The organism is Nocardioides sp. GCM10028917 (assembly GCF_042666175.1).
GTDB lineage: Bacteria > Actinomycetota > Actinomycetes > Propionibacteriales > Nocardioidaceae > Nocardioides.
Map to the genome: position 1 here is coordinate 1268193 of NZ_JBHTFL010000007.1, position 21962 is coordinate 1290154.

At 71.4% G+C, this 21962-nt stretch carries 13 protein-coding genes and 1 pseudogene; 12 read left to right on the forward strand and 2 right to left on the reverse strand.

From position 1 onward, the window contains the following. Positions 1 to 13: 13 nt before the first annotated feature. From ACFQW6_RS15440 to ACFQW6_RS15470, 7 genes and pseudogenes are all read left to right on the forward strand, one after another. Positions 14 to 2068: a bifunctional aldolase/short-chain dehydrogenase gene (locus ACFQW6_RS15440; protein ID WP_378546979.1), complete on the forward strand. Its 2055-nt coding sequence runs from the start codon at positions 14 to 16 to the stop codon at positions 2066 to 2068. Continuing rightward, positions 2065 to 3561 (forward strand): rhamnulokinase family protein, encoded by a 1497-nt coding sequence (locus ACFQW6_RS15445; protein ID WP_378546981.1) that lies wholly within the window; start codon positions 2065 to 2067, stop codon positions 3559 to 3561. The genes ACFQW6_RS15440 and ACFQW6_RS15445 overlap by 4 nt, the downstream gene beginning before the upstream one ends. Before the next feature lie 58 nt (positions 3562 to 3619). Further along, positions 3620 to 6700, forward strand: a complete 3081-nt coding sequence (locus ACFQW6_RS15450; RefSeq protein WP_378546984.1) for a glycosyl hydrolase — start codon at positions 3620 to 3622, stop codon at positions 6698 to 6700. A 4-nt stretch (positions 6701 to 6704) separates the two neighbouring features. Beyond that, complete coding sequence (locus tag ACFQW6_RS15455) at positions 6705 to 6941, forward strand: response regulator transcription factor (protein ID WP_378546987.1); 237 nt, start codon at positions 6705 to 6707, stop codon at positions 6939 to 6941. Positions 6942 to 6983: 42 nt separating this feature from the next. Continuing rightward, positions 6984 to 7712, forward strand: a pseudogene (locus tag ACFQW6_RS15460) ((Fe-S)-binding protein); the annotation flags it as partial. Between the two features lie 197 nt (positions 7713 to 7909). After that, on the forward strand, positions 7910 to 9394 hold the full coding sequence (locus tag ACFQW6_RS15465) for a lactate utilization protein B (protein ID WP_378546990.1): 1485 nt from the start codon (positions 7910 to 7912) through the stop codon (positions 9392 to 9394). An 86-nt stretch (positions 9395 to 9480) separates the two neighbouring features. Then, positions 9481 to 10050: a lactate utilization protein C gene (locus ACFQW6_RS15470; RefSeq protein WP_378547593.1), complete on the forward strand. Its 570-nt coding sequence runs from the start codon at positions 9481 to 9483 to the stop codon at positions 10048 to 10050. A gap of 103 nt (positions 10051 to 10153) precedes the next feature. On the opposite strand, the gene ACFQW6_RS15475 is transcribed toward ACFQW6_RS15470, so the two are convergent. Further along, positions 10154 to 10390 (reverse strand): hypothetical protein, encoded by a 237-nt coding sequence (locus ACFQW6_RS15475; RefSeq protein WP_378546993.1) that lies wholly within the window; start codon positions 10388 to 10390, stop codon positions 10154 to 10156. An 82-nt stretch (positions 10391 to 10472) separates the two neighbouring features. Then, entirely contained in the window at positions 10473 to 11141 is a 669-nt protein-coding gene (locus ACFQW6_RS15480; protein ID WP_378546996.1) for a hypothetical protein, read from the reverse strand. Positions 11142 to 11253: 112 nt separating this feature from the next. Between ACFQW6_RS15480 and ACFQW6_RS15485 the strand changes: the two genes are divergently transcribed. From ACFQW6_RS15485 to ACFQW6_RS15505, 5 genes are all read left to right on the forward strand, one after another. After that, the gene (locus tag ACFQW6_RS15485) at positions 11254 to 12246 is read left to right on the forward strand and encodes an aldo/keto reductase (protein WP_378546999.1); all 993 of its coding nucleotides are present in this window, start codon (positions 11254 to 11256) and stop codon (positions 12244 to 12246) included. Positions 12247 to 12271: 25 nt separating this feature from the next. After that, positions 12272 to 12661, forward strand: a complete 390-nt coding sequence (locus ACFQW6_RS15490; RefSeq protein WP_378547002.1) for a DUF1801 domain-containing protein — start codon at positions 12272 to 12274, stop codon at positions 12659 to 12661. A 124-nt stretch (positions 12662 to 12785) separates the two neighbouring features. Beyond that, on the forward strand, positions 12786 to 13661 hold the full coding sequence (locus ACFQW6_RS15495) for an NAD(P)-dependent oxidoreductase (RefSeq protein ID WP_378547005.1): 876 nt from the start codon (positions 12786 to 12788) through the stop codon (positions 13659 to 13661). Positions 13662 to 14422: 761 nt separating this feature from the next. Continuing rightward, the gene (locus ACFQW6_RS15500) at positions 14423 to 18025 is read left to right on the forward strand and encodes a family 78 glycoside hydrolase catalytic domain (protein WP_378547008.1); all 3603 of its coding nucleotides are present in this window, start codon (positions 14423 to 14425) and stop codon (positions 18023 to 18025) included. A gap of 84 nt (positions 18026 to 18109) precedes the next feature. Continuing rightward, positions 18110 to 21541 carry a glycosyl hydrolase gene (locus ACFQW6_RS15505; protein WP_378547011.1) on the forward strand — a complete coding sequence of 1144 codons (3432 nt, stop codon included), beginning with the start codon at positions 18110 to 18112 and terminating at the stop codon, positions 21539 to 21541. Positions 21542 to 21962: the final 421 nt, after the last annotated feature.

The window sequence follows — 21962 nt, forward strand, 5'->3', positions numbered from 1 at the left end:
GGAAACCTGCACCGTGAGTGACCTCAAGCCCACCGTCAACCCCACCGTGGAGCAGCTCGTCGAGCGCTCCAACCGGCTGGGCGCCGACCCCAGGAACACCAACTACGCCGGCGGCAACACCTCCGCCAAGGGCACCGAGACCGACCCGGTCACCGGCGAGGACGTCGAGCTGCTGTGGGTGAAGGGTTCCGGCGGTGACCTCGGCACGCTGACGCCGGGCGGCCTGGCGGTCCTGCGGCTGGACCGGATGCGCGCGCTCGTCGACGTCTACCCCGGCGTGGACCGCGAGGACGAGATGGTGGCGGCCTTCGACTACTGCCTGCACGGCAAGGGCGGTGCTGCTCCCTCCATCGACACCGCGATGCACGGCCTCGTCGACGCGGCGCACGTCGACCACCTGCACCCCGACTCCGGCATCGCGATCGCGACTTCCGCCGACGGGGAGGAGCTCACCCGGACCATCTTCGGCGACGAGGTCGTGTGGGTGCCGTGGCGCCGCCCGGGCTTCCAGCTCGGCCTCGACATCGCCGAGATCAAGGAGAAGAACCCGCAGGCCCGCGGCTGCATCCTCGGCGGCCACGGCATCACCGCGTGGGGCGACACCAGCGAGGAGGCCGAGGCCAGCTCGCTCTGGATCATCGAGACGGCCTCGGCCTACATCGCCGAGCACGCGAAGGCCGAGCCGTTCGGTCCGGCGCTCGAGGGGTACGCCGCCCTGCCGGAGACCGAGCGCCGCGCGAAGGCCGCCGCCCTCGCGCCGACCATCCGCGGTATCGCCTCGGCGGACCGTCCGATGGTCGGCCACTTCACCGACGCCGACGTCGTCCTCGAGTTCCTGGCGCACGCCGAGCACCCGCGCCTCGGCGAGCTCGGCACGTCGTGCCCCGACCACTTCCTCCGCACCAAGGTCAAGCCGCTGGTGCTCGACCTGCCCGCCTCCGCCTCGGTCGAGGAGAGCATCGCCCGCCTCCAGGAGCTGGCGGTCTCCTACCGCGAGGACTACCAGGGCTACTACGACCGCAACGCCACGCCCGACAGCCCCGCGATCCGCGGCAAGGACCCCCTGATCGTGCTGGTGCCCGGCGTCGGCATGTTCAGCTTCGGCAAGGACAAGCAGACCGCCCGCGTCGCCGGCGAGTTCTACGTCAACGCCATCAACGTGATGCGCGGCGCCGAGGGCCTGTCGTCGTACGCCCCCATCGACGAGTCGGAGAAGTTCCGCATCGAGTACTGGGCGCTCGAGGAGGCCAAGCTCCAGCGGATGCCGAAGCCCAAGCCGCTCGCGACCCGCGTCGCCCTCGTCACCGGAGCCGCGTCGGGCATCGGCCTCGCCACCGCGAGGAAGCTCGCGTCCGAGGGCGCCTGCGTCGTCATCGCCGACCTGTCGCTGGAGAAGGCGCAGGCCGCGGCCGCCGAGATCGGCTCGGCCGACGTCGCCGTCGGGGTGCAGGTCGACGTGTCCGACGCCGCCGCCGTCGAGGCGGCCCTCCGGGCCACCGTGCTGGCCTTCGGTGGTGTCGACCTCGTCGTCAACAACGCCGGCCTCTCGCTGTCGCGCTCGCTGCTCGAGACCACCGAGCAGGACTGGGACCTCCAGCACGACGTGATGGCCAAGGGCTCGTTCCTCGTCGCGAAGGCCGCGGCCAGGGCGATGATCGAGCAGGGGATGGGCGGCGACATCGTCTACATCTCGTCGAAGAACTCGATCTTCGCCGGCCCCAACAACGTCGCCTACGGCGCCGCCAAGGCCGACCAGGCGCACCAGGTGCGGCTGCTGGCTGCCGAGCTCGGTGAGCACGGCATCAAGGTCAACGGGGTCAACCCCGACGGCGTGGTGCAGGGCTCGGGCATCTTCGCCTCGGGCTGGGGCGCCAACCGCGCCGCGGTCTACGGCGTGGAGGAGCAGGACCTCGGCAAGTTCTACGCGCAGCGCACGATCCTCAAGCGCGAGGTGCTGCCGGACAACATCGCCAACGCGGTCTTCGTCCTGTGCACCGACGACCTGAGCCACACGACCGGGCTGCACATCCCCGTCGACGCGGGCGTGGCGGCGGCCTTCCTGCGATGACCCAGCCTGCGATGACCCTGCGCGTCGCGGCCGTCGACCTCGGGGCGACGAGCGGCCGTGTGATGGCTGCCCGCGTCGGCCCGGGGCAGCTCTCGCTGAAGGAGGTGCACCGCTTCCCCAACGGCGGCGTCCCGGTCGGCGGCTCGCTCTTCTGGGACGTCCTCGGCATCCACCGCGAGGTGCTCGCCGGTGTCGCCGAGGTGGCACGCACGGGGGAGCTGCACGGCATCGGCATCGACTCGTGGGCGGTGGACTACGGCCTGCTCGACCGCGACGGCGAGCTGCTCGGCAACCCCTACAGCCACCGCGACCCGCGCACCCGCGACGTCCCCGAGCTGGTCGCCAAGACGGTGAGCGTGCAGGAGCAGTACGCCGTCAACGGCCTCCAGCAGCTGCCGTTCACCACCGTCTTCCAGCTCGCCGCCGCCCGCGGCACCGCCGCGCTGGAGTCGGCCCACGCCATGCTCCTGCTGCCCGACCTGCTCGGCTACTGGCTGACCGGCGAGGTCGGTGCCGAGCGCACGAACGCGTCGACGACCGGGCTGCTCGACGTCCGCACCGGCGAGTGGTCCAGCGAGCTGGCCGGCCGTCTCCAGCTGCCCTGGTCGATCCTGCCGCCGCTGCGGGACGCCGGCTCCGTGGTCGGACCGCTCCGACCCGAGGTCGCCGCCGGCCTCGGCCTCGCGCCGGACGTGCCGGTGGTGGCGGTCGGCTCGCACGACACCGCCTCCGCGGTCGTCGCCGTCCCCGCGGACCCGGGCACCTCCTTCGGCTACATCTCCTCGGGCACGTGGTCGCTCGTCGGCCTCGAGCTCGATGAGCCGGTGCTCACCGAGGAGGCCCGCGAGGCCGACTTCACCAACGAGGGCGGCGTCGACGGCACCGTCCGCTTCCTCAAGAACGTGATGGGCCTCTGGGTGCTTTCGGAGTGTCTCAAGGCCTGGCGCGACCGCGGCACCCCCGCCACCGACCTCGCGTCCCTGCTCGCCGACGCCAGCACCGCGGCGCCGCTGCGCACCGTCGTCGACATCAACCACCCGTCCCTGCTGGGCCCGGGCAGCGCCACCGACCCGATGCCCGAGCGCGTCGTGCGGCTGGCGCGGGACGCCGGCGAGCCGCTCCCGCAGACCCCCGGCGAGATCACCCGCTGCATCCTCGACAGCCTCGCGCTCGCCTACCGACGGCACCTCCGCACCGCCGCCCGGCTGGCCGGCCGCGACCTCGAGGTCGTGCACGTCGTCGGCGGCGGCTCCCACAACCACCTGCTCTGCCAGCTGACCGCGGACGCGCTCGGCGTACCGGTGCTGGCCGGCCCCGGCGAGGCCGCCGCGCTCGGCAACGCCCTCGTCCAGGCGCGCGCCCTCGGCGCCGACCTGCCCGACCTCGCCGCCATGCGTGCCCTCGTCCGCGAGACGCACGACGTACGACGTCACGACCCCCGCCCCGGCCTCGACTGGGACGCCGCCGACCGCCGCGTCGGCCCGACCGCCTAGCCACCGCTCCGACCGCCCCGCCACCCACAGGCGCCACCCCACCCCCCAGGGAGACCCGATGGACCAGCCCGGCCCGACCCACCTCACCCGCCGCACCCTGCTCGGTGCGTCCGCTGCCGCGGCGGGCTTCGTCGCCGCCTCCTCCTCGACCGCGGTCGCCGCCGCACCCGGCGGCGCCTCGGCCGCGACCGAGTGGCTGCCCAAGGACCTGGTGCGCCGCTTCGCCGCCCCGGGCACCGCGACCGCGGCCGGCTTCCGCTGGTGGTGGCCGCACGGCCTCGTCGACCCGGTCGAGATCGCCCGCGAGGTCGACCAGGTCGCCGACGCCGGGTTCGGCGTCCTCGAGGTCGCCGACGTCACCCACAGCCTTCGGGCGCGCAACATCACCATCGACGTCGGCACGCACGGCTGGGGCACCGCCCCGTGGGTCACCGGCGTGAAGGCCGCGCTGTCTCGAGCGGCCGAGCGCGACGTGCGCATCGACATCACCGTCGGCCCGTCGTGGCCGGCCGCCGTCTCCACCATCACCCCGGACGACGACGCCGCGTGCACCGAGCTGGCCCACGGCCTGGTCAACCTCGCTGCCGGAGCGACGTACGACGGACCGGTCCCCGAGGCCGTGCTGCACGCCGAGGGCGCCGTCACGAAGCAGGCGCTGGTGGCGCTCCAGGCCCACCGCTACACGCCCTCGACCAACACCCGCGTGCTGCCGCAGGTCGACCCGGACTCCTACGTCGACCTGCTCGACCAGGTGGTCGACGGCCGGATCACCTGGACCGCACCTGACTCGCCTGCGGGCGGCTCGTGGGTGCTGCTGTCCTTCTGGCAGCGTGGCTCGGCGCAGGAGCCCGAGGCGGCGCCGCACACCAGCCCGCGGTCGTACGTCGTCGACCACTTCAGCGCGCTGGGCTCGCAGGCCGTCGTCGACCTGTGGGAGACGAAGGTCCTCGACCGCGAGCTCCGCGGCCTCCTCGGCCGGGCCGGTGGGTATCTCTTCGAGGACTCGCTGGAGATCGAGACCGAGGCGACCATCTGGACGCCGCGGATGTTCGAGGAGTTCGAGAAGCGCGCCGGCTACGACCTCCGGCCCTGGCTGCCGGTCGTGATGGAGCTGAAGGAGAAGTACCTCTACGACCTCGGCACCGGCACCAACGCCGCGACGACGGACAGCCTGCGCACCAACCAGGTCCGCGACGACTACAACCAGGTCCTCTCCGACCTCTACCGCGACCACCACCTGCTCCCGCTGCAGGCCTTCGCCCGCACGCTCGGCATGGGCCTGCGGGTCCAGCCCTACGGGCTCGAGACCGACACGGTGGAGCACGCGGCGCTGCTCGACGTCCCCGAGACCGAGTCGCTCGGCTTCAAGAACCTCGACGACTACCGGGTGATGGCGGGCGGTCGCGACATGGCCGGTCACACGATCCTGTCCTGCGAGGCGATCTGCTACAACGGGGCGGCCTACAACACGATGCTCGGCGGCAACAGCGCCAGCCCGACCCAGCAGAACCAGGCGCTCTTCACCCTCAACAGCATCTTCGCCGCGGGCGTGAACCAGGCGATCATCCACGGGTTCCCCTACGCCGACGCGCCGGGCGTGACGTGGCCCGGCTTCGCCGCCTTCTCGCCCTACTACAACGGTGCGATCGGGTTCGGCGAGGCGTGGGGACCCCGCACCCCGCAGTGGCAGCACATGCCCGACATCGCGGCGTACCTCTCCCGCACCCAGCTCGTGCTGCAGACCGGGACGCCCAAGTACGACGTCGTCTTCCTGCGGCAGAAGGGCTGGACGTCGACCGGCATCGGCGCCTTCTGGGCGACCAACGACGGCATCCCGCTCGGGTGGACCCACTCCTTCGCGACGCCGGCGCTGCTCGACCTGCCGCTGGCGACGGTGCGCGGTGGCCGCCTGGCCCCCGACGGCCCGGCCTACAAGGCGATGATCATCGGCACCGACCAGTTCCGAGGCCAGGTCGCCACGATGGCCGTCACGACCGCGCGACGGGTGCTCGAGCTCGGCCGCGCCGGGCTGCCCATCGTCTTCGTCCGCGACTGGTCCGACCCGCGCCCCGTCGGTCTGCCCGAGGGTGCCTCGGACGCCGAGGCCGCCGAGCTCCGCGACCTGGTCGCGCAGATCAAGGCGTTGCCCACGACCCGTGTCGCGGCGGCCGACGCCGACATCCCGGTCGCGCTCGCCTCGCTCGGAGTCACGCCCGACGTCGAGCACGAGCGGTCGACCGTGATGACCCTGCGGCGGGTGGTCGGCGACGTGGACCTCTACTACGTCGCCAACGCGCGGCACGCGGAGAACCGCAGGCTCAACCGGGTGACCCACGACGTCTGGCTGACCACCACCTCGCCGCGCGCGGTGCCGGTGGTGCTCGACGCCTGGACGGGTGAGACCCGCCCGGTCGGCCTCTGGGAGCGCCAGGCCGACCGGGTGCGGGTCCGGGTCGACCTCGCCCCGGGCCAGTCGACCGTGATCGCCTTCGCGACGCCGCAGTCGGCCGACCCCGCCCAGCTGCACGCGATCGCCACCACGGCCGTCGACGTCCTGCGCGAGCCGGGCAGGCTCGTGGCCCGTGCCGGCACCGCCGGCGACCACACCGTCACGCTCGGCGACGGTCGTACGGTCCCCGCGAAGGTCGACCGTGTCCGGGACCCGGTCGTGCCGTCGTCCTGGCGTCTCGAGGTCGAGGACTGGCAGCCCGGCGCGTCGGCCACCGAGACCGTCAAGCCGGTGCGGACGGTGCAGCTCACGACGCTCGTGCCGTGGAGCCAGATCCCCGGGCTCGAGGACGTCTCGGGCCTCGGCCGCTACGCGACCGAGGTCGACCTCGGCTCCGACTGGACCGACCGCGACGGCGCCTGGCTCGAGCTGGGCGAGGTCACCGACACCTTCCGGGTCACCGTCAACGGCGTGGCGGTGGGTGGCTGCGACCCGCTCCACCCGCGCGTCGACCTCGCCGGCCTGCTGGGCCGCGGCACGAACGTCATCGAGGTCGAGGTGGCCTCGACGCTGCTCAACCGGCTGCGCACGGTGACGCCAGCCGTCTACGGCGTCGCCCAGCGCCAGGCGTACGGCCTCCTCGGACCGGTCCGGCTGGTGCCGTACGTCGACCAGCCGGTCCGACGCTGAGCCGATGGGGGCGCCAGGGGGGCGGCCGTCGGAGCCGGTCGGGCCCGAGCGGGTCCTCGGCGTCGACGAGCTCACCGTCCTGCGGCTGATGGCCGAGGGCAGGACGGTGCCGGCGGTCGCGCGGCAGCTGGACATGTCCGAGCGCACGGTGCGTCGCAAGGCGCGCAGTGCCTGCGACAAGCTCGAGTGCGACTCCACCATCGAGGCCATCGTGTGGGCCGTGCGCCACCGGATGTTCTAGCCCGGGAGAGCAGACTGTGAACGAGACGAGAGGAACGGTTGCGTGAAGGTCGCCCTGCAGGTCACCTGCGTCAACGACGCCATGTTCCCCGACACGGGGAAGGCCGTCGTGCGGCTGCTGCGCCGGCTGGGGGTCGAGGTCGACTTCCCACAGGCCCAGACGTGCTGCGGGCAGCCGATGGTGAACACCGGCTACCTCGACGAGGCGGTGCCGGTGGTGCGGACCTTCGTCGACGCGTTCGCAGGGTACGACGCCATCGTCACGCCGTCGGGCTCGTGCGCCGGATCGGCACGGCACCAGCACTCGATCGTCGCCGACCGGTCGGGTGATCCTGCGCTGGTCGCGGCCGTCGCCGAGACCGGACCGCGGACCTACGAGCTGAGCGAGTTCCTCGTCGACGTCCTCGGCGTGACCGACGTCGGCGCCTACTTCCCGCACCGGGTGACCTACCACCCGACCTGCCACAGCCTGCGGATGCTCGGCGTCGGCGACCGGCCGACCCGGCTGCTGGAGGCGGTGCGCGGCATCGAGCTCGTCGACCTCCCCAACGCCACTGAGTGCTGCGGCTTCGGCGGCACCTTCGCCCTCAAGAACGCCGACACGTCCGTGGCGATGGGCGCCGACAAGGCCCGCCACGTGCGCGACACCGGGGCCGAGGTGCTCGTGGCCGGTGACAACTCCTGCCTGATGCACGTCGGCGGGATGCTCTCGCGCCAGCGCGCCGGCGTCCGCGTGATGCACCTCGCCGAGGTGCTCGCCGCCACGGAGGACACCGAGGGCGACACCGAGCCCAGCAACCCACTGGTCGAGGAGGCCGCGATGCGGCCGTCACGAGACCGTGCCCCCCGAGACCGAGCCCCCCGAGAACGAGGCACCCGATGAACGCCCCACGCCGTTCTTCTCCTCCGCTTCGCTCCCCCGAACAACGCCGCGGGGACCCCGAACAGCGCAGCGGCACCTTCGTCGGCATGCCGGCCTTCCCGGCCGCCGCGCGCGAGGCACTGGCCGACACCCAGCTGCGCCGCAACCTCGCCCACGCCACCCGCACCATCCGCGACAAGCGCGCCGCGGTCGTCGCCGAGGTCGAGGACTGGGAGGAGCTGCGCGTCGCTGGCGCCGCGGTCAAGGAGGCCGCGCTGCGCGACCTCGCCACCCACCTCGAGACGCTCGAGGCATCCCTGGTGCGCGCCGGCGCGACCGTGCACTGGGCCCGCGACGCGGAGGAGGCGTGCGCGATCGTCGCGTCGGTCGCCCGCGACCACGGCGTCGACGAGGTGGTGAAGGTCAAGTCGATGGCCACCGGGGAGATCGGCCTCAACGAGGCCCTCGAGGCCGAGGGCATCGCCGCCTGGGAGACCGACCTCGCCGAGCTGATCGTCCAGCTGGGCGACGACCTGCCGTCCCACATCCTGGTGCCGGCGATCCACCGCAACCGCGCCGAGGTGCGCGAGATCTTCCGCCGCCGGATGGGCGACGTCGGGCGGCCCGCGCCCCCCGACCTGACCGACGAGCCGGCCGTGCTGGCCGGGGCGGCGCGCGAGCACCTGCGGGAGAAGTTCCTGCGGGCCAAGGTCGCCGTCAGCGGAGCCAACTTCGCGGTCGCCGACACCGGCACGCTCGTCGTGGTGGAGTCCGAGGGCAACGGGCGGATGTGCCTGACCCTGCCTGACGTGCTGGTCAGCGTCGTCGGCATCGAGAAGGTGGTCGCCACCTGGTCCGACCTCGACCCGATGCTGCGGCTGCTGCCGCGCTCGTCGACGGGGGAGAGGATGAACCCCTACACCTCGACCTGGTCGGGCGTGACGCCCGGCGACGGCCCGCAGGAGGTGCACGTCGTCCTGCTCGACAACGGCCGCACGCGCGCCCTCGCCGACGACGTCGGCCGGCAGGCGCTCCGCTGCATCCGCTGCTCGGCGTGCCTGAACGTCTGCCCGGTCTACGAGCGGGTCGGCGGCCACGCCTACGGCTCGGTCTACCCCGGCCCGATCGGCGCGATCCTCAACCCGCTCCTCAACGGCGTCTCCGACGAGCAGACGGCCTCCCTCCCGTACGCCTCGTCGCTCTGCGGCGCGTGCTTCGAGGTCTGCCCGGTCCGCATCGACATCCCGTCGGTGCTGGTCGACCAGCGCGCCGCCGTCGTCGACTCGCACCGCGGCGATCGCGTGCCCAAGCCCGAGGCTCTCGCGATGAAGGCGGCGGCGTGGACGTTCTCCGACTCGCGTCGGCTGCGCTGGGCCGAGCGCGCCTCGGGTGTGGCCGGTCGCGTCCTCGGCCGTTTCTCCCGTACGACGCTGCCCGGCGGCCGCACCGCCGCGGGCCGCCTGCCCGGGCCCGCCGCCGGGTGGACCGGCGCGCGCGACCTCCCCGCCCCGCCGACGGAGTCCTTCCGCGAGTGGTGGGACCGCACCGACGGTGGGCACCGTCCCGACGACGAGCAGGAGGGCCGTTCGTGATCACCCCACGACGTTCTTCGACTCCCCCGCTCCGCTCCTCCGTCGAACAACGCCGCGGGGACCCCGAAACTAGCGCCCGCGACGAGATCCTCGGGCGTGTCCGCTCGGCGCTGTCCGGCGTGTCGCCCGCGGTCGACCTTCCTCCGGCCCCTCGCACCCCGGACCGCGGTGACCTGGTGGCGCTGTTCGTGGAGCGCGTCGAGGACTACCGGGCGGTGGTCACGCGGTGCGCCCCGGACGACATGGGCTCGGTGGTCGCCGAGGTGCTCGGGTCGGCGACCAGCGTCGTACCTCCCGGGCTCGGTCTCGACGTCGCCGGCTCGGTCGTGGACGACGGACTGTCGGCCGCCGAGCTCGACCGCATCGATGCCGTCGTCACGCGCGCCCGGGTCGGGATCGCCGAGACGGGCACGATCGTGCTCGACCACGCGCCCGACCAGGGCCGCCGGGCGATCAGCCTCGTGCCGGACCTGCACGTGTGCATCGTCGACGCGGCGCAGGTCGTGGCCGACGTGCCCGACGCGATCGCCCTGCTCGACCCCGTGCGACCCACGACGTGGATCAGCGGACCGTCGGCCACGAGCGACATCGAGCTCGACCGGGTCGAGGGCGTCCACGGGCCTCGGACGCTGCACGTGGTCCTCGTCGTCTCCTGACGCCGACCGGGCGCCGCCGAGCGGTGCCTGCTCCCCGTAGGCGTGCCTCGTCAGGCTCGAAGATCACTCGTACTGGGTGCGAGTGATCTTCGAGCTTCGGGCGCTACGGGATGGCGTTGATCTGTTCCCAGTCCCGGATCCGCCCGTTCCACCGCTCCAGCACCCACGGCCACTTCTCGCGGAGCTCCGGCGGTCGCTGCTGGTTGCGGCTGGTCGCCCACTCGCGTGCGGCCTTCTCGGCCTCACGGCCGGTCACTGCGGTGAAGTCACGGAGCGTGCGGTCGCGCTCGGGCGGATCCTCCGGCCCGGGCGCGTAGGCGACGCGGTACATCACGTACATGAGCCCTCCTGAGTTTCTTCCTCCACCCAGACAGGAGAGGTCGGGAGGGACTTTGATACGCCGGCGCGTCAGGCCGCAGTCCTCACGGGCTGATGGAGAGCCTCGCCGCCTCGTCGGGAAGCTGGCGCAGGACGTCGGGCAGGAGGTGCTCGAGGACACCGACCTCCTCGACGTTGTGCCTGATCCACGCCTCGGCCATCGCCTCGGGGAAGACGCGTGAGGTGAGGTGCCGGTTGACCGGCGTGGCTGCCCGGAGGCGGGAGCCGAGGTCCATCACGCTGACGTAGTGCGTCCCGTCGGGTCCCCACGACCAGGTGTGCTCGAGCTGGAAGATCCGCACCCCGGCGATCCGACGCACCAGCCGGATACCGGTCTCGTCGAGCTTCTCGACGCGTTCGACGGAGTCGACGCGGAAGCGCTCGTCGCGCCCGAACGCCTCGACGATGCGATAGCTCGCACCCTCGTCGGCGCCGCCACCGGGCGCCGGCCTGGCCAGCTCCCACGTGATGTGGTCGAGCGGGTGCCAGGCGAGGTAGGCCGACATCCGCTCGCCGGCGTAGTCGATGTCGTCCCCGATGTGGCGGAACCACCACAGCAGCATCGGCGGGGTGATGCCGGCCAGCGGCTGGTGGTCGATGGTGACCCGCATCCGGTGGTGGGAGAGCCGGCGGATGGTGCTGCGGGCCGAGTCGGTGGTGCGCAGCGGGTGGAGCACGGGTCGCGGCTCCGGCAGGGTCATCGGACGGGCCACGGTCGTCACCTCCGGTCGGGGGCTCCCACGCTAGGGGTGGAGCTGCACGGCGGGCCAGAGGTCACCCCGTCGTGGGAGGCCGCGGCGTGCCGGGCCTGTGAGACTTGCGCCCATGGAGCACCGCACCCTCGGAAGGACCGGCCGCGAGGTCTCGGTCGTCGGTCTCGGCACGTGGCAGCTCGGCGCCGACTGGGGTGACGTCAGCGAGGCCGATGCGATGGCGGTGCTGGAGGCGTCGGCCGAGGCGGGTGTGACGTTCTTTGACACTGCCGACGTGTACGGCGACGGGCGCAGCGAGCAGCTGGTCGGTCGCTTCGTCGCGGCCCACCCGGATGCCGGGTTCACCGTCGCGACCAAGATGGGCCGTCGTGCCGAGCAAGTGCCGGCGAGCTACGTTGAGCCGAGCTTCCGTGACTGGTTGGACCGCTCGCGTCGCAACCTGGGGGTGGACACGATCGACCTGGTGCAGCTGCACTGCCCGCCGAGCGAGGTCATCGACGACGACGCGACGTACGACGTGCTCGACCGGCTCGTCGACGAGGGTGTGGTCGCGGCGTACGGCGTGAGTGTCGAGACGGCCGCGCAGGCGCTGAGCGCGATCACGCGACCTCACGTGGCGAGCGTGCAGATCATCCTCAACGCCTTCCGGATGAAGCCGCTCGCCGAGGTGCTGCCCGCGGCGGCTTCCGCGGGTGTGGGGATCATCGCCCGGGTGCCGCTGGCGTCGGGGCTGTTGTCCGGGAAGTACGACCTGGACACCACGTTCGCCGCGGACGACCACCGCACCTACAACCGCGACGGCAGCGCCTTCGACGTCGGCGAGACCTTCTCGGGTGTCGACTACGCGACCGGTGTGGAGGCGGCGCGGGAGTTCTCCGCGCTCGTCGCCTCGTCCGGGATGGACGTCACCCCTGCGCAGGCCGCGATCGCGTGGATCTGGCAGCAGCCGGGCGTGTCGACCGTCATCCCGGGTGCGCGGAACGTCGACCAGGCGCAGGCGAATGCTGCCGCCGGGCTGGTCGGGGAGCTGCCAACGTCGTTCCTCGACGGCGTGGCCCAGCTCTACGACCGGCGGATCCGGGAGCAGGTGCACGCTCGCTGGTAGGTCGGATCGCTGCCACAATCCCTCCATGACGGACCGGGCACATCCAGGGGTCGACGCCTACATCGCGAAGCTGCCCGAGTGGCAGCAGTCCATCTGTGAGCAGCTGCGCGAGATCATCTGGGCCACGGATCCTGAGATCGAGGAGACGATCAAGCGGACGGTGCAGCCCTACTTCGTCCTCGAGGGCAATGTCTGCGCCCTGTTGGCGACGAAGGACCACGTCAACCTGTTCCTGTACGACCCGACCGTGAGCGACCCCGCCGGCGTCATCAACCAGGGGCACGACAACCTGACCGCCCGGTCGATCCAGATCTACGAGGACGACGAGATCGACCGAGACGCGATCACCGGCATCCTGGGCGAGATCGTCGAGCACAACCGGCAGGGCGGCTGGCGTCGACTGACCCGGCCGTGACCGTCCTGGCGCCAATCCGGCGACAGCTGGCCGGATGCGCGCTCGTTCGCACCCGGGGCAGCGCGGCACGCTGTGAGCACGGCACGGGCCCGAAGGGAGCACGTGGGAGTCGCAGGAGGCATGCATGAGTGTCGGATTCATCGGGCTCGGGCACATGGGCCTGCCCATGGCCCTCAACATGGTGCGCGCGGGTACGCCGCTCACGGTCTGGAACCGGTCTCGCGACAAGGCGGAGCTCGTGGCCGAGGCCGGCGCCGTGGTCGCTCCCAGTCCGGCCCAGGTGTTCAGCGAGGCGAGGACCGTGTTCCTGATGCTGGCGAACGGCACGGTCATCGACGAGGTGCTCGAGCGTGGTACGCCGCGCTTCGCCCAGATGGTGGCCGGCCGGACTCTCGTCCACATGGGCACGACGGCGGCGTCGTACTCGGAGCAGCTCGCCGAGGACACCACGTCGGCAGGCGGCCGCTACGTCGAGGCGCCGGTATCGGGGTCGCGCCGCCCCGCGGAGGCCGGTCAGCTGGTGGGGATGGTGGCCGGCCCCGACGCATCCGTCGATGCTGTCCTTCCCCTGCTCGCACCGCTGTGCGCGACGACCGTGAGGTGCGGTGAGGTCCCGAACGCGACGCGCATGAAGCTGGCGGTCAACCTCTTCCTCATCGCCCAGGTGACGGGGCTGGCGGAGGCGTTCCACTTCGCCGAGAACAACGGCCTGGACGTGGAGGCCTTCCGTTCGGTGCTGGACTCCGGGCCGATGGCCAGCGCCGTCTCGCGGCTCAAGCTGGAGAAGCTGGTGCACGGCGACTTCGAGGTGCAGGCATCGATCAGGGACGTGCACTACAACAGCCGCCTGGTGGCGGACGCAGCCCGCGGGTCCGGCGTGTCCTCGCCCGTCCTCGGCACGTGCCGCGACCTGTTCGCGGAGGCTGAGCAGCTGGGTCACGGCCACGAAGACACGGTTGCGGTGCTGCGAGCGATAGAGGCGCGCACCGACGGAAGGTGACGTCGACGGGTGCACCCCAACGGCGGGTCGCGGCCGGCGCGAAGAAAGTCGCGCGTTCAACCATGGTTGTGCCGAGCCGACGCCCGGGGTAGACCTAGTCCTGCTCACGGGGTGCCCGAAGGTGCTCGCTCACGCAGCGAGCGCCGGCGGGCACCCGGTGAGACCAAGGCTGCGCGACCCCGGTGGTGAACGACCGCCCGCTCGAGGCACAGCCCCGACGCGGCGGAACCTGCGGGCCAGCGTGTATCGGGAGTGGCTACCTGGGAACAGGATGACAGCCATCCACGAGCGAGGGACCCAGTCATGAGCAGCCCGGACGACAAGACGGCCAAGCCCGCATCCGAGGAGCGACGCGCAACGCCGAACTCGTCGGGTCCTGAGGGAGCGGCCGGCGGCATGGGCTCCAGCAGCGAGCGCGTCGGTCCCACCGGGAGGGGCCAGGTGGGAACCGATGGGCTTCGGGACAACTCCGTGCTGGACACCCCGGCGGAGGCACCGCCGGAGCAGAGTGCAGGTGGAGCGGAGCCGCAGCCGGAAGGCGTGGAGCCGAAGGCGGGCTATCCCCGACTGGACCCGCGGCACGATCAGAAGCCCTACCGCCCCTGATCCGCTACGGGTAGGTCTGCGTCGGACTGCTGCCCCGCGGTATTCGACGCGTTTCAGGCGAGCCCCCTGTCCGAAACCGGACAGAACTCTTGTGCCTACCGTCACCCCGTGTGACCCTCCTCACTGAAACGATTCATTGACCTGAGGAGTCCATCGTGCATCCACTTCGCGCGCCCCGACCCACGGCGGCCGGTCGCACCACGCGGCGATGGCTCGGTGCCATGGCCGCCGCCTCGGTCGTCGCCGGTTCCGCACTCGCCGGCGGGCCCGCCGCAGCGGCAGCGGGTCCGGCCGCGGTGACCGTCGACGGACTGCGCATCGACAACCGTGACGACGAGCCGCTCGGTGTCGACGACACCCAGCCTCTGCTCAGCTGGCAGCTCGTCGGCAGCGGACCTGACGCACGACAGACGGCGTACGAGGTGCGCGTCGCCGACGCCACCGGTCGGTCCCTGTGGGACACCGGACGGGTGGACGGTTCCGTCGCGCAGGTGGAGTACGCGGGCAAGCCGCTGTCCTCGCGCACGCAGGTGTCGTGGCAGGTCCGCGTCTGGGACGGTGAGGGTGACGCCTCGGCATGGAGCGACGCGTCGACGTTCGAGATGGGCCTGCTCGACGAGTCCCACTGGGACGACGCGAAGTGGATCCAGTCCCCGCAGTCACCGCTCAACCGCGGCGTCACGATCGATCTCGGCGGTGCCCGCGACGCCCGCTACGTCCGGCTCGACGTCACCAAGCTCGGGCTGCCGACCGACGAGGGCGGCAGCCGGGGCATCGTCTCCCGCATCCAGCTCGTCGAGGTCCAGGTCCTCACCCCCAACGGCACCAACGTCGCACTTGGCAGGAACGTGTCGGTGTACGACCAGTTCGCCTGCCCCGGCTGCGGCACCAAGCTGCTGACGGATGGCAAGGTCATCAGCCCCGGCTACATGAGCCGGGACTCCAAGACCCAGGAGATCAGCCCGTCGAAGTGGGTGCAGATCGACCTCGGCTCCGCGCAGTCCGTCGATCGGGTGGTGTTGTTCCCCCGCACCGACGCGCGCCTGCCCGACGGTCAGATCCCCGGCTTCCCGGTCGACTTCACGATCCGCGCCTCGGCGACCTCGTCGACGCCGACGGACGTCGTCGCGACCGTCGTCGACCAGCCCAACCCGCAGGGCCCTGACCTGGAGAAGCCACTGCCGATCTTCGCCAAGCCGTTCGCGGCGACCAAGGAGGTGGCTGATGCGCGCCTGTACGTCGCGGGCCTCGGTGCCTACGAGGCGACGGTCAACGGCGCGAAGGTCACCGACACCGTGCTCAACCCGGGCGTCACCAACCCGTTGCGGTCGGTCGAGTACGGCACGTACGACGTGACGTCGCTCGTGAAGGACGGCGACAACACGCTCGGCGTCGCGCTCGGCAACGGGATGACGTACGTCTACCCGCAGGCCAATGCCGCGACCGGCCGGACTGACGTCTACACGAAGTTCAACTCCGCACCGGTCCCGGACGGCACGCTCACCGCTGCCGTGCAGGCCGGCGCGACCACGTTGGCGCTGTCAGGCGTCGGCGGGTACGCCGTGGGGGACACCGTCCACGTGGACACCGGCGACGGCGGCGGCCGGCTCGAGTCGCGCAGGGTCACGGCCATCGACGGCAACACCCTCGCCGTGGACGCGCCGCTCGGCAAGGACCACGCGGCCGGCGCAGCGGTCCTGGGCTCCGGTTCGCCCGCGAAGCCACAGATGTCCGTCTCGCCGCGGCTCATCGCGCGTCTGGAGCTGACCTACGCTGACGGTTCGACGTCCTCGATCGCCAGTGACCCCTCATGGCGCTACAAGGACGGGCCGACCACCACCGACAACTTCTACTCCGGCACTGACGTCGACGCGCGGCTGGTGCAGGCGGGCTGGGACGAGCCAGGCGCCGACCTGTCCGACGAACAGGGGTGGGCGGACTCGTGGATCACGTCCGCGCCCTCGCTCGACACAGAGCTGGCGTGGCGCAAGGCGCCGCCAGTGCGCGTTCAGGAGGAGTTCCGGTCCACTGAAGCCGGTATCAAGCAGATCGGTCCCGGCTCGTGGTCCTTCGACCTCGGCCAGAACTTCGCCGGCATGCCGCAGCTGAACCTTCCCGGCGGCGCGGTCCCGGGCGGCACGGTGATCCGGATGACGCCGGGTGAGAGCCGCAGCGGCAGCGGTGTGGTCAGCACTGCCTCCGCGGGCTCGGCGACCGGCATCCTCAACACCTACACCACGTCGGGTGCCGGGGGCGCCGAGAGCTTCACGCCCCAGTTCATGTACCACGGCTTCCAGTACGTCCAGGTGGACGGGCTGCCGGCCGGCTTCACCCCGACGCCCGACACCCTCGTCGGCCTGGCAGTCAATGCCGACGTGCCGTCCGGTGGATCCGTCACCACGGACAACGACCTGATCAACCGGATCCACGGGATGTCCGAGTGGTCCATCCGTTCGAACATGCAGTCGATCTTCACGGACTGCCCGCACCGCGAGAAGCTGGGCTGGCTGGCCGACATGATCCAGTCGATGGGCTCGATCCAGTCGAACTTCGACGTCTCGGCCTACCTGCGCGGCATGCAGCGCCAGATGCTGGAGTCGCAGCAGGCGGACGGGCTCATCCCCGGAACCGCCCCGGAGTTCCCGATCTTCGGGGGCGGCTACCGCGACGACGTCAACTGGGGCGGTGCGTTCATCCTCACGCCCTACGAGCTGTGGAAGACCTACGGCGACACCGCGACGATGGCCGAGTACTACGAGCCGATGCAGGACTACCTCTCCTACGTCCGTGCCCAGGTCAAGGACGGCCTGCTCGTCAGCGGCCTCGGCGACTGGATCGCCGGCGACACGACGACCCCGAAGGACGCCACGGGCACCTACGGGCTGTGGGTGATCGCCGACAAGCTCAGCCAGATGGCTGCCGAGCTCGGTCACGCCGACGACGCCGCCGACTACCGGCAGCTGGCCACGAGCCTGGGCGAGGCTTTCCACGCGAAGTTCTACAACGCGACGACGAAGTCCTACACCAACGCCGGGGCCGGCGGCACCACGGGCTCGCAGACCCTCGACGCTCTCCCGTTGGCCATGGGCATCGTCCCGGCCGAGGACAAGGAGGCGGTGCTCGACGACCTCGAGAAGCGGATCCGTGACTACCACCCCGGCGCGAACGGCGCCGGTCCGCACATGTCCGGCGGTACGGTCGGGCTCCAAGCGACCTACCGGGTGCTGATGGACAACGGTCGTGGTGAGCTGCTGTTCGACGTCATCCAGGAGCCGACGGCGCCGAGCTACGCCAACTTCGTGGCGCAGGGACGCACCACGATCCCCGAGTCGTGGGACTTCGCAGGCTCGCAGAACCACATGATCCTGTTGCAGGTCGACGAGTGGTTCAACGCCGGTCTGGCCGGTATCCAGCAGCCCGCGGACTCCAAGGGCTTCGACGAGATCATCGTCAAGCCGCAGCCCGTCGGCACGCTCCGCCACGTCGACGGTCGCCGCGAGACCCCGCACGGCACCGTGTCGAGCGAATGGACGCGCAACGCCGCTGGGATCCTGCGGCTGGACGTGACGGTGCCGGCCAACACGACCGGCGAGGTGTGGGTCCCGACGCTGGGCAAGGGTGTCGTGGCCCCGCCCGCTGCCACCTACGTCCGCGATGAGACGACGGGCGACACGACGTACGCCGTCTACAGGGTGGTCCCCGGCTCCTACACGTTCCGCGGTGGAGTCGGCTCCCCGAGGCAGCAGGTGCCGCGCTGAACGCCGGCGCAGCAGCTCGCGAACTTCTCCCTCCACACCGGCGCGTGCCAGCGCTGTGTGAACCTCAACTCGGAAGGACTTCCCATGAGTCGATTCAACACTTCGGGCCGGCTGGTGCCGGTCACCGCTGCCGCGACGGTCGCTGCCTTCGCCCTGTCGGTCGCGGCCACACCCGCCGGCACGGCGGCAGCAGGCCCTGACGCGGCCGCCACAGCGGCTCAGTCCGAGCAGGGCTTCGAACCCGCGGCCTTCGTGAACCCGCCCAAGGACAGCCGCCCGTCGGTGTACTGGTACTGGACCGGGACCGTCACCGCTGACGTCGTCGACGCGCAGATGGCCGAGCTGCGCGACAAGGGCATCCACGAGGCGGTGCTGTTCCCGTACGGCGGTCCCGGCATGAAGCCGGCGTACTTCACCGAGGCGTGGTTCGACATCGTCGAGCACGTCCTGCGTGAGGCGGAGCGCACCGGCATGCGCATCTGGCTCTTCAACGACAGCAACTTCCCGAGCGGCAAGGCCGGCGGGATCATCGCAAACGGCGGCACCGTGGGCGACACGACCTATGAGCCGAGCCCCGAGCTGCGGCTCAAGGCCCTGCAGCGCTCGACCCGGGTGGTCGAAGGGCCGGCGACGATCGACCCGAACGAGTCCAGCGGCTTGAGCATCGCCGAGGGCCGACTCGTCGTCGACGCAGCGATCCGCCAGGGCGGGCATCCGCTCGTGGCGGGGAAGGAGTGGACCGACTACACCGTCAGCGGCAAGGTGAGGCTGACCGCCTCGGGCGCCCAGCTGATCGTGCGGTCCTCGCCCGACGGCACTCGCGGCTACCTGGTCGACGTCGACGTCAAGGGGCGCGCGAGCGTGTGGCGCCTGGACGGCGACGAGCGGACGAAGCTGACGACGGGCGTCCCTGCCCCGGGCTTCCACCCGCGCAACGAGCAGACGATCACTGTCACCGTCTCCGGGGACAAGGTCGCGCCGGTCATCAACAAGACCGTGCAGCCGGTGGCGGTCGACGCGACGTACACCTCCGGCGGTCCCGCCGTGAGCGCTGAGCTCGGGGGCGTCGGGGTGCAGGACGCCGTCGAGGGCCTGCAGCGCGTCACCTGGAACAACCTCGCTGTGACCGACCCGGCCGGCGCACAGCTCTGGTCGAGCACGTTCGAGCGCGGCGAGGACGTCGAGGCGTTCGGTGGACCCACCGTGCGGATCGACGGCGCTGTCGCGGCCGCCGCTCGCCCGGTCGCCTCCACCGACGCCGCGGACCTCGTCGAGCTGACTCCGGACCTCGAGAAGGGTTCCTGGACGGTCCCCGAAGGCCGCTGGCAGGTCGACACCTACGGCAAGGCGATCCTGATCGACGACAGCAGCGGCTATCACCGCGGCTACCTCGACCTGCTCGACCCGGTCGCCACTGACCGGCTCTTCGAGGTCGCCCAGGGGGAGTACGTCCGTCGGTTCGGGTGGGCCATGGGCGCCGTCGTCCCCGGTTTCTGGGACGACGAGCCGTTCATCTCCTCCGCCGAACCGTGGCCTTTCAAGCGGCTCCCCTGGTCGGCGAGCCTCGACGCGCTCGTGGAGGAGGCCGGGTCCACCCCCGGTGTGGCCTACACCGCGGCGTTCGACGAGCTCGGCCGCAAGGGCGAGGAGTACTCGGGCGCCTACTGGCGTGCCGTGAACGATGCGTTCGCGACGAACTACTTCCAGCGCCAGGCCACATGGATGGAGGACCGGGGTCTGCAGCTGATCACCAACCCGTTGCTGGACGAGGAGAGCCCGCAGAAGCGGATGCACAGCACTGGTGACCTCAGCAAGAACAACCAGTACGCCCAGGTGCCCGGCACCGACATGATCACCACCGACTACGTCGCCGGTGAGCAGACGACGTTGGGCCGCAACGCCGCGTCGTCCATGCACCTCAGCGGCGGGGACCGTGCGCTGTCGGAGGTCTTCGGCAACTCGGGCTGGGACGTGGCACCCGAGTTCATGCACGCGACCATCGGTGGGCTCGCCACCCGGGGTATCAACGCGTTCGCGCTCCACGCGTTGTGGACCGACGAGCAGCAGGTGTTCTTCGCGCCGCCGTTCGGTCCGGCCAGCACGTTCTGGGACGCGATGGGCGATGTCGACGCCTGGATCGGCCGCGTGAGCGAGATGGCCCGCGGCGAGTCGCTCGCGCAGACCGTGCTGCTGCAACCGCAGCGCGCGGCCGAGCAGACCCGGACCACGGACGCCGAGCACCGGCTCGACGCCGACCTCAGTGACACGGCGTACGCCCTCGAGCGCAGCCAGGTCGACTTCGACATGGTCAGTGACGGATCGTTCTCCGGTGACCCGCACGCTCGATTCCACGCCGAGCCGGCACGCGGCGAGCTCGAGATCGGATCCTCCTCATACCGGATGGTGGTCGTCCCGACCACGCCGGTGCTGGACCTGGAGACCGTCCACACCCTGCAGGACTTCGTCAGCAGCGGTGGCCGCGTCGCGATCGTCGGGCCCCTGCCCGAGCACGAGGCGCGCGGTCGGGACGCGGCGATGACCGCCGCGCTCGGCTCTCTGTTCAAGGACGCCGCCAGCGGCTGGACGGAGCGCGGAACCGGCCGGGTAGCGGTCGCCGCCGGCGTCGAGGACCTGGATGCGTTGGTCGAGGCCGCCGGCGTGACCGCCGCCGAGCTGACCCCTGCGGTGCCGGCCGTGCGCGTGCTTCGCACCGGACGTGACGGCGACGTGGCCTACCTCGTCAACAACGAGAGCGGCGCGACCGTCAGCACCCGGGCGACTCTCCCGACGGACGGTGTGCCGGAGCTGTGGGACCCACGCACCGGCGCGACGGACGCGTTCACGACGTACGACGAGGCGGGCCGGGGCGAGACCACAGTCCCGCTCGAGCTCGACCCGTACGAGACCGTCGCAGTGGTGTTCGAGGAGGGCACCAAGGTGGAGCCGCACCTGGTCGGCGATCTCGTGGCCGAGTCCGTCGCCCAGGTGCGCAACACGATCGACGCGAGCCTTGTCTTCGAGAGGCCCGGGACCTTCGACCTTCAGGGCCAGTTCCACGGCAAGACCTACCGAGGCCAGACGACGGTCACCGACACGCTCGAGCCGATCGGGCTCGACGGCCCGTGGACGCTGCGCGTCGAGCGGGACGGCGAGACGGCCAAGCCCACCCAGCTGGGCTCGTGGACCTCGACGGACCCGACGTTCTCCGGCAGTGGCGTCTACCAGACATCCCTCAGCCTGACGAAGGGCGAGCTCGCGGACCGCAGGATGCTCCTCGACCTCGGCGACGTGCGTGAGCTCGCGCAGGTCACGGTCAACGGCGTCGTGCTTCCGCGCGCGCTGTGGGCGCCGTACGTCGTGGACGTCACTGAGGCGCTCCGCCCGGGCGCCAACGCGATCGAGGTGCGCGTGACCAACACGCTCCTCAACCGTCGCAGCAAGACTCCGCCGCCCTCGGGGCTGCTGGGTCCGGTGACCCTGCGGCCGCAGGCCGTCGTCGGGACCACTCTGAGGTGATCGCAGCCAGTCTCGCGGTCGTGGGCCGCGAGAGTGGCTGATCCCCCTGCTTCGAGCGGCGTCGTCCTCCGAGACGAGGACGGCGCCGCTCGCCGTTGAGAACACGGCGCCGCGGGCGTCGTCGAGCGCTTGCAGACGATCGGGAGCTCGGCATCTGTGCAGTGAGGGCCGGGTCGGCGATGTGAAGCTGAGCCCACCACGATGACCAAGCCACGTGCCGCTGGAGCATCGCAACTACCCGATTCTGGCGTTCTAGCCGTCGGGTCACGCTGTCACGATGCAGGGTGCAACCACGTCGCGTTCACACGTCGTGCTCGGGGCGACTCGGCCGCTCGACGCAGCGGCACAGCGTCGAGCAGACCGCACTCCTGACTTGCCTCAGAAGCGTTGCTTGTCCGTGGCCGCGCATGAGGAGGTCGAC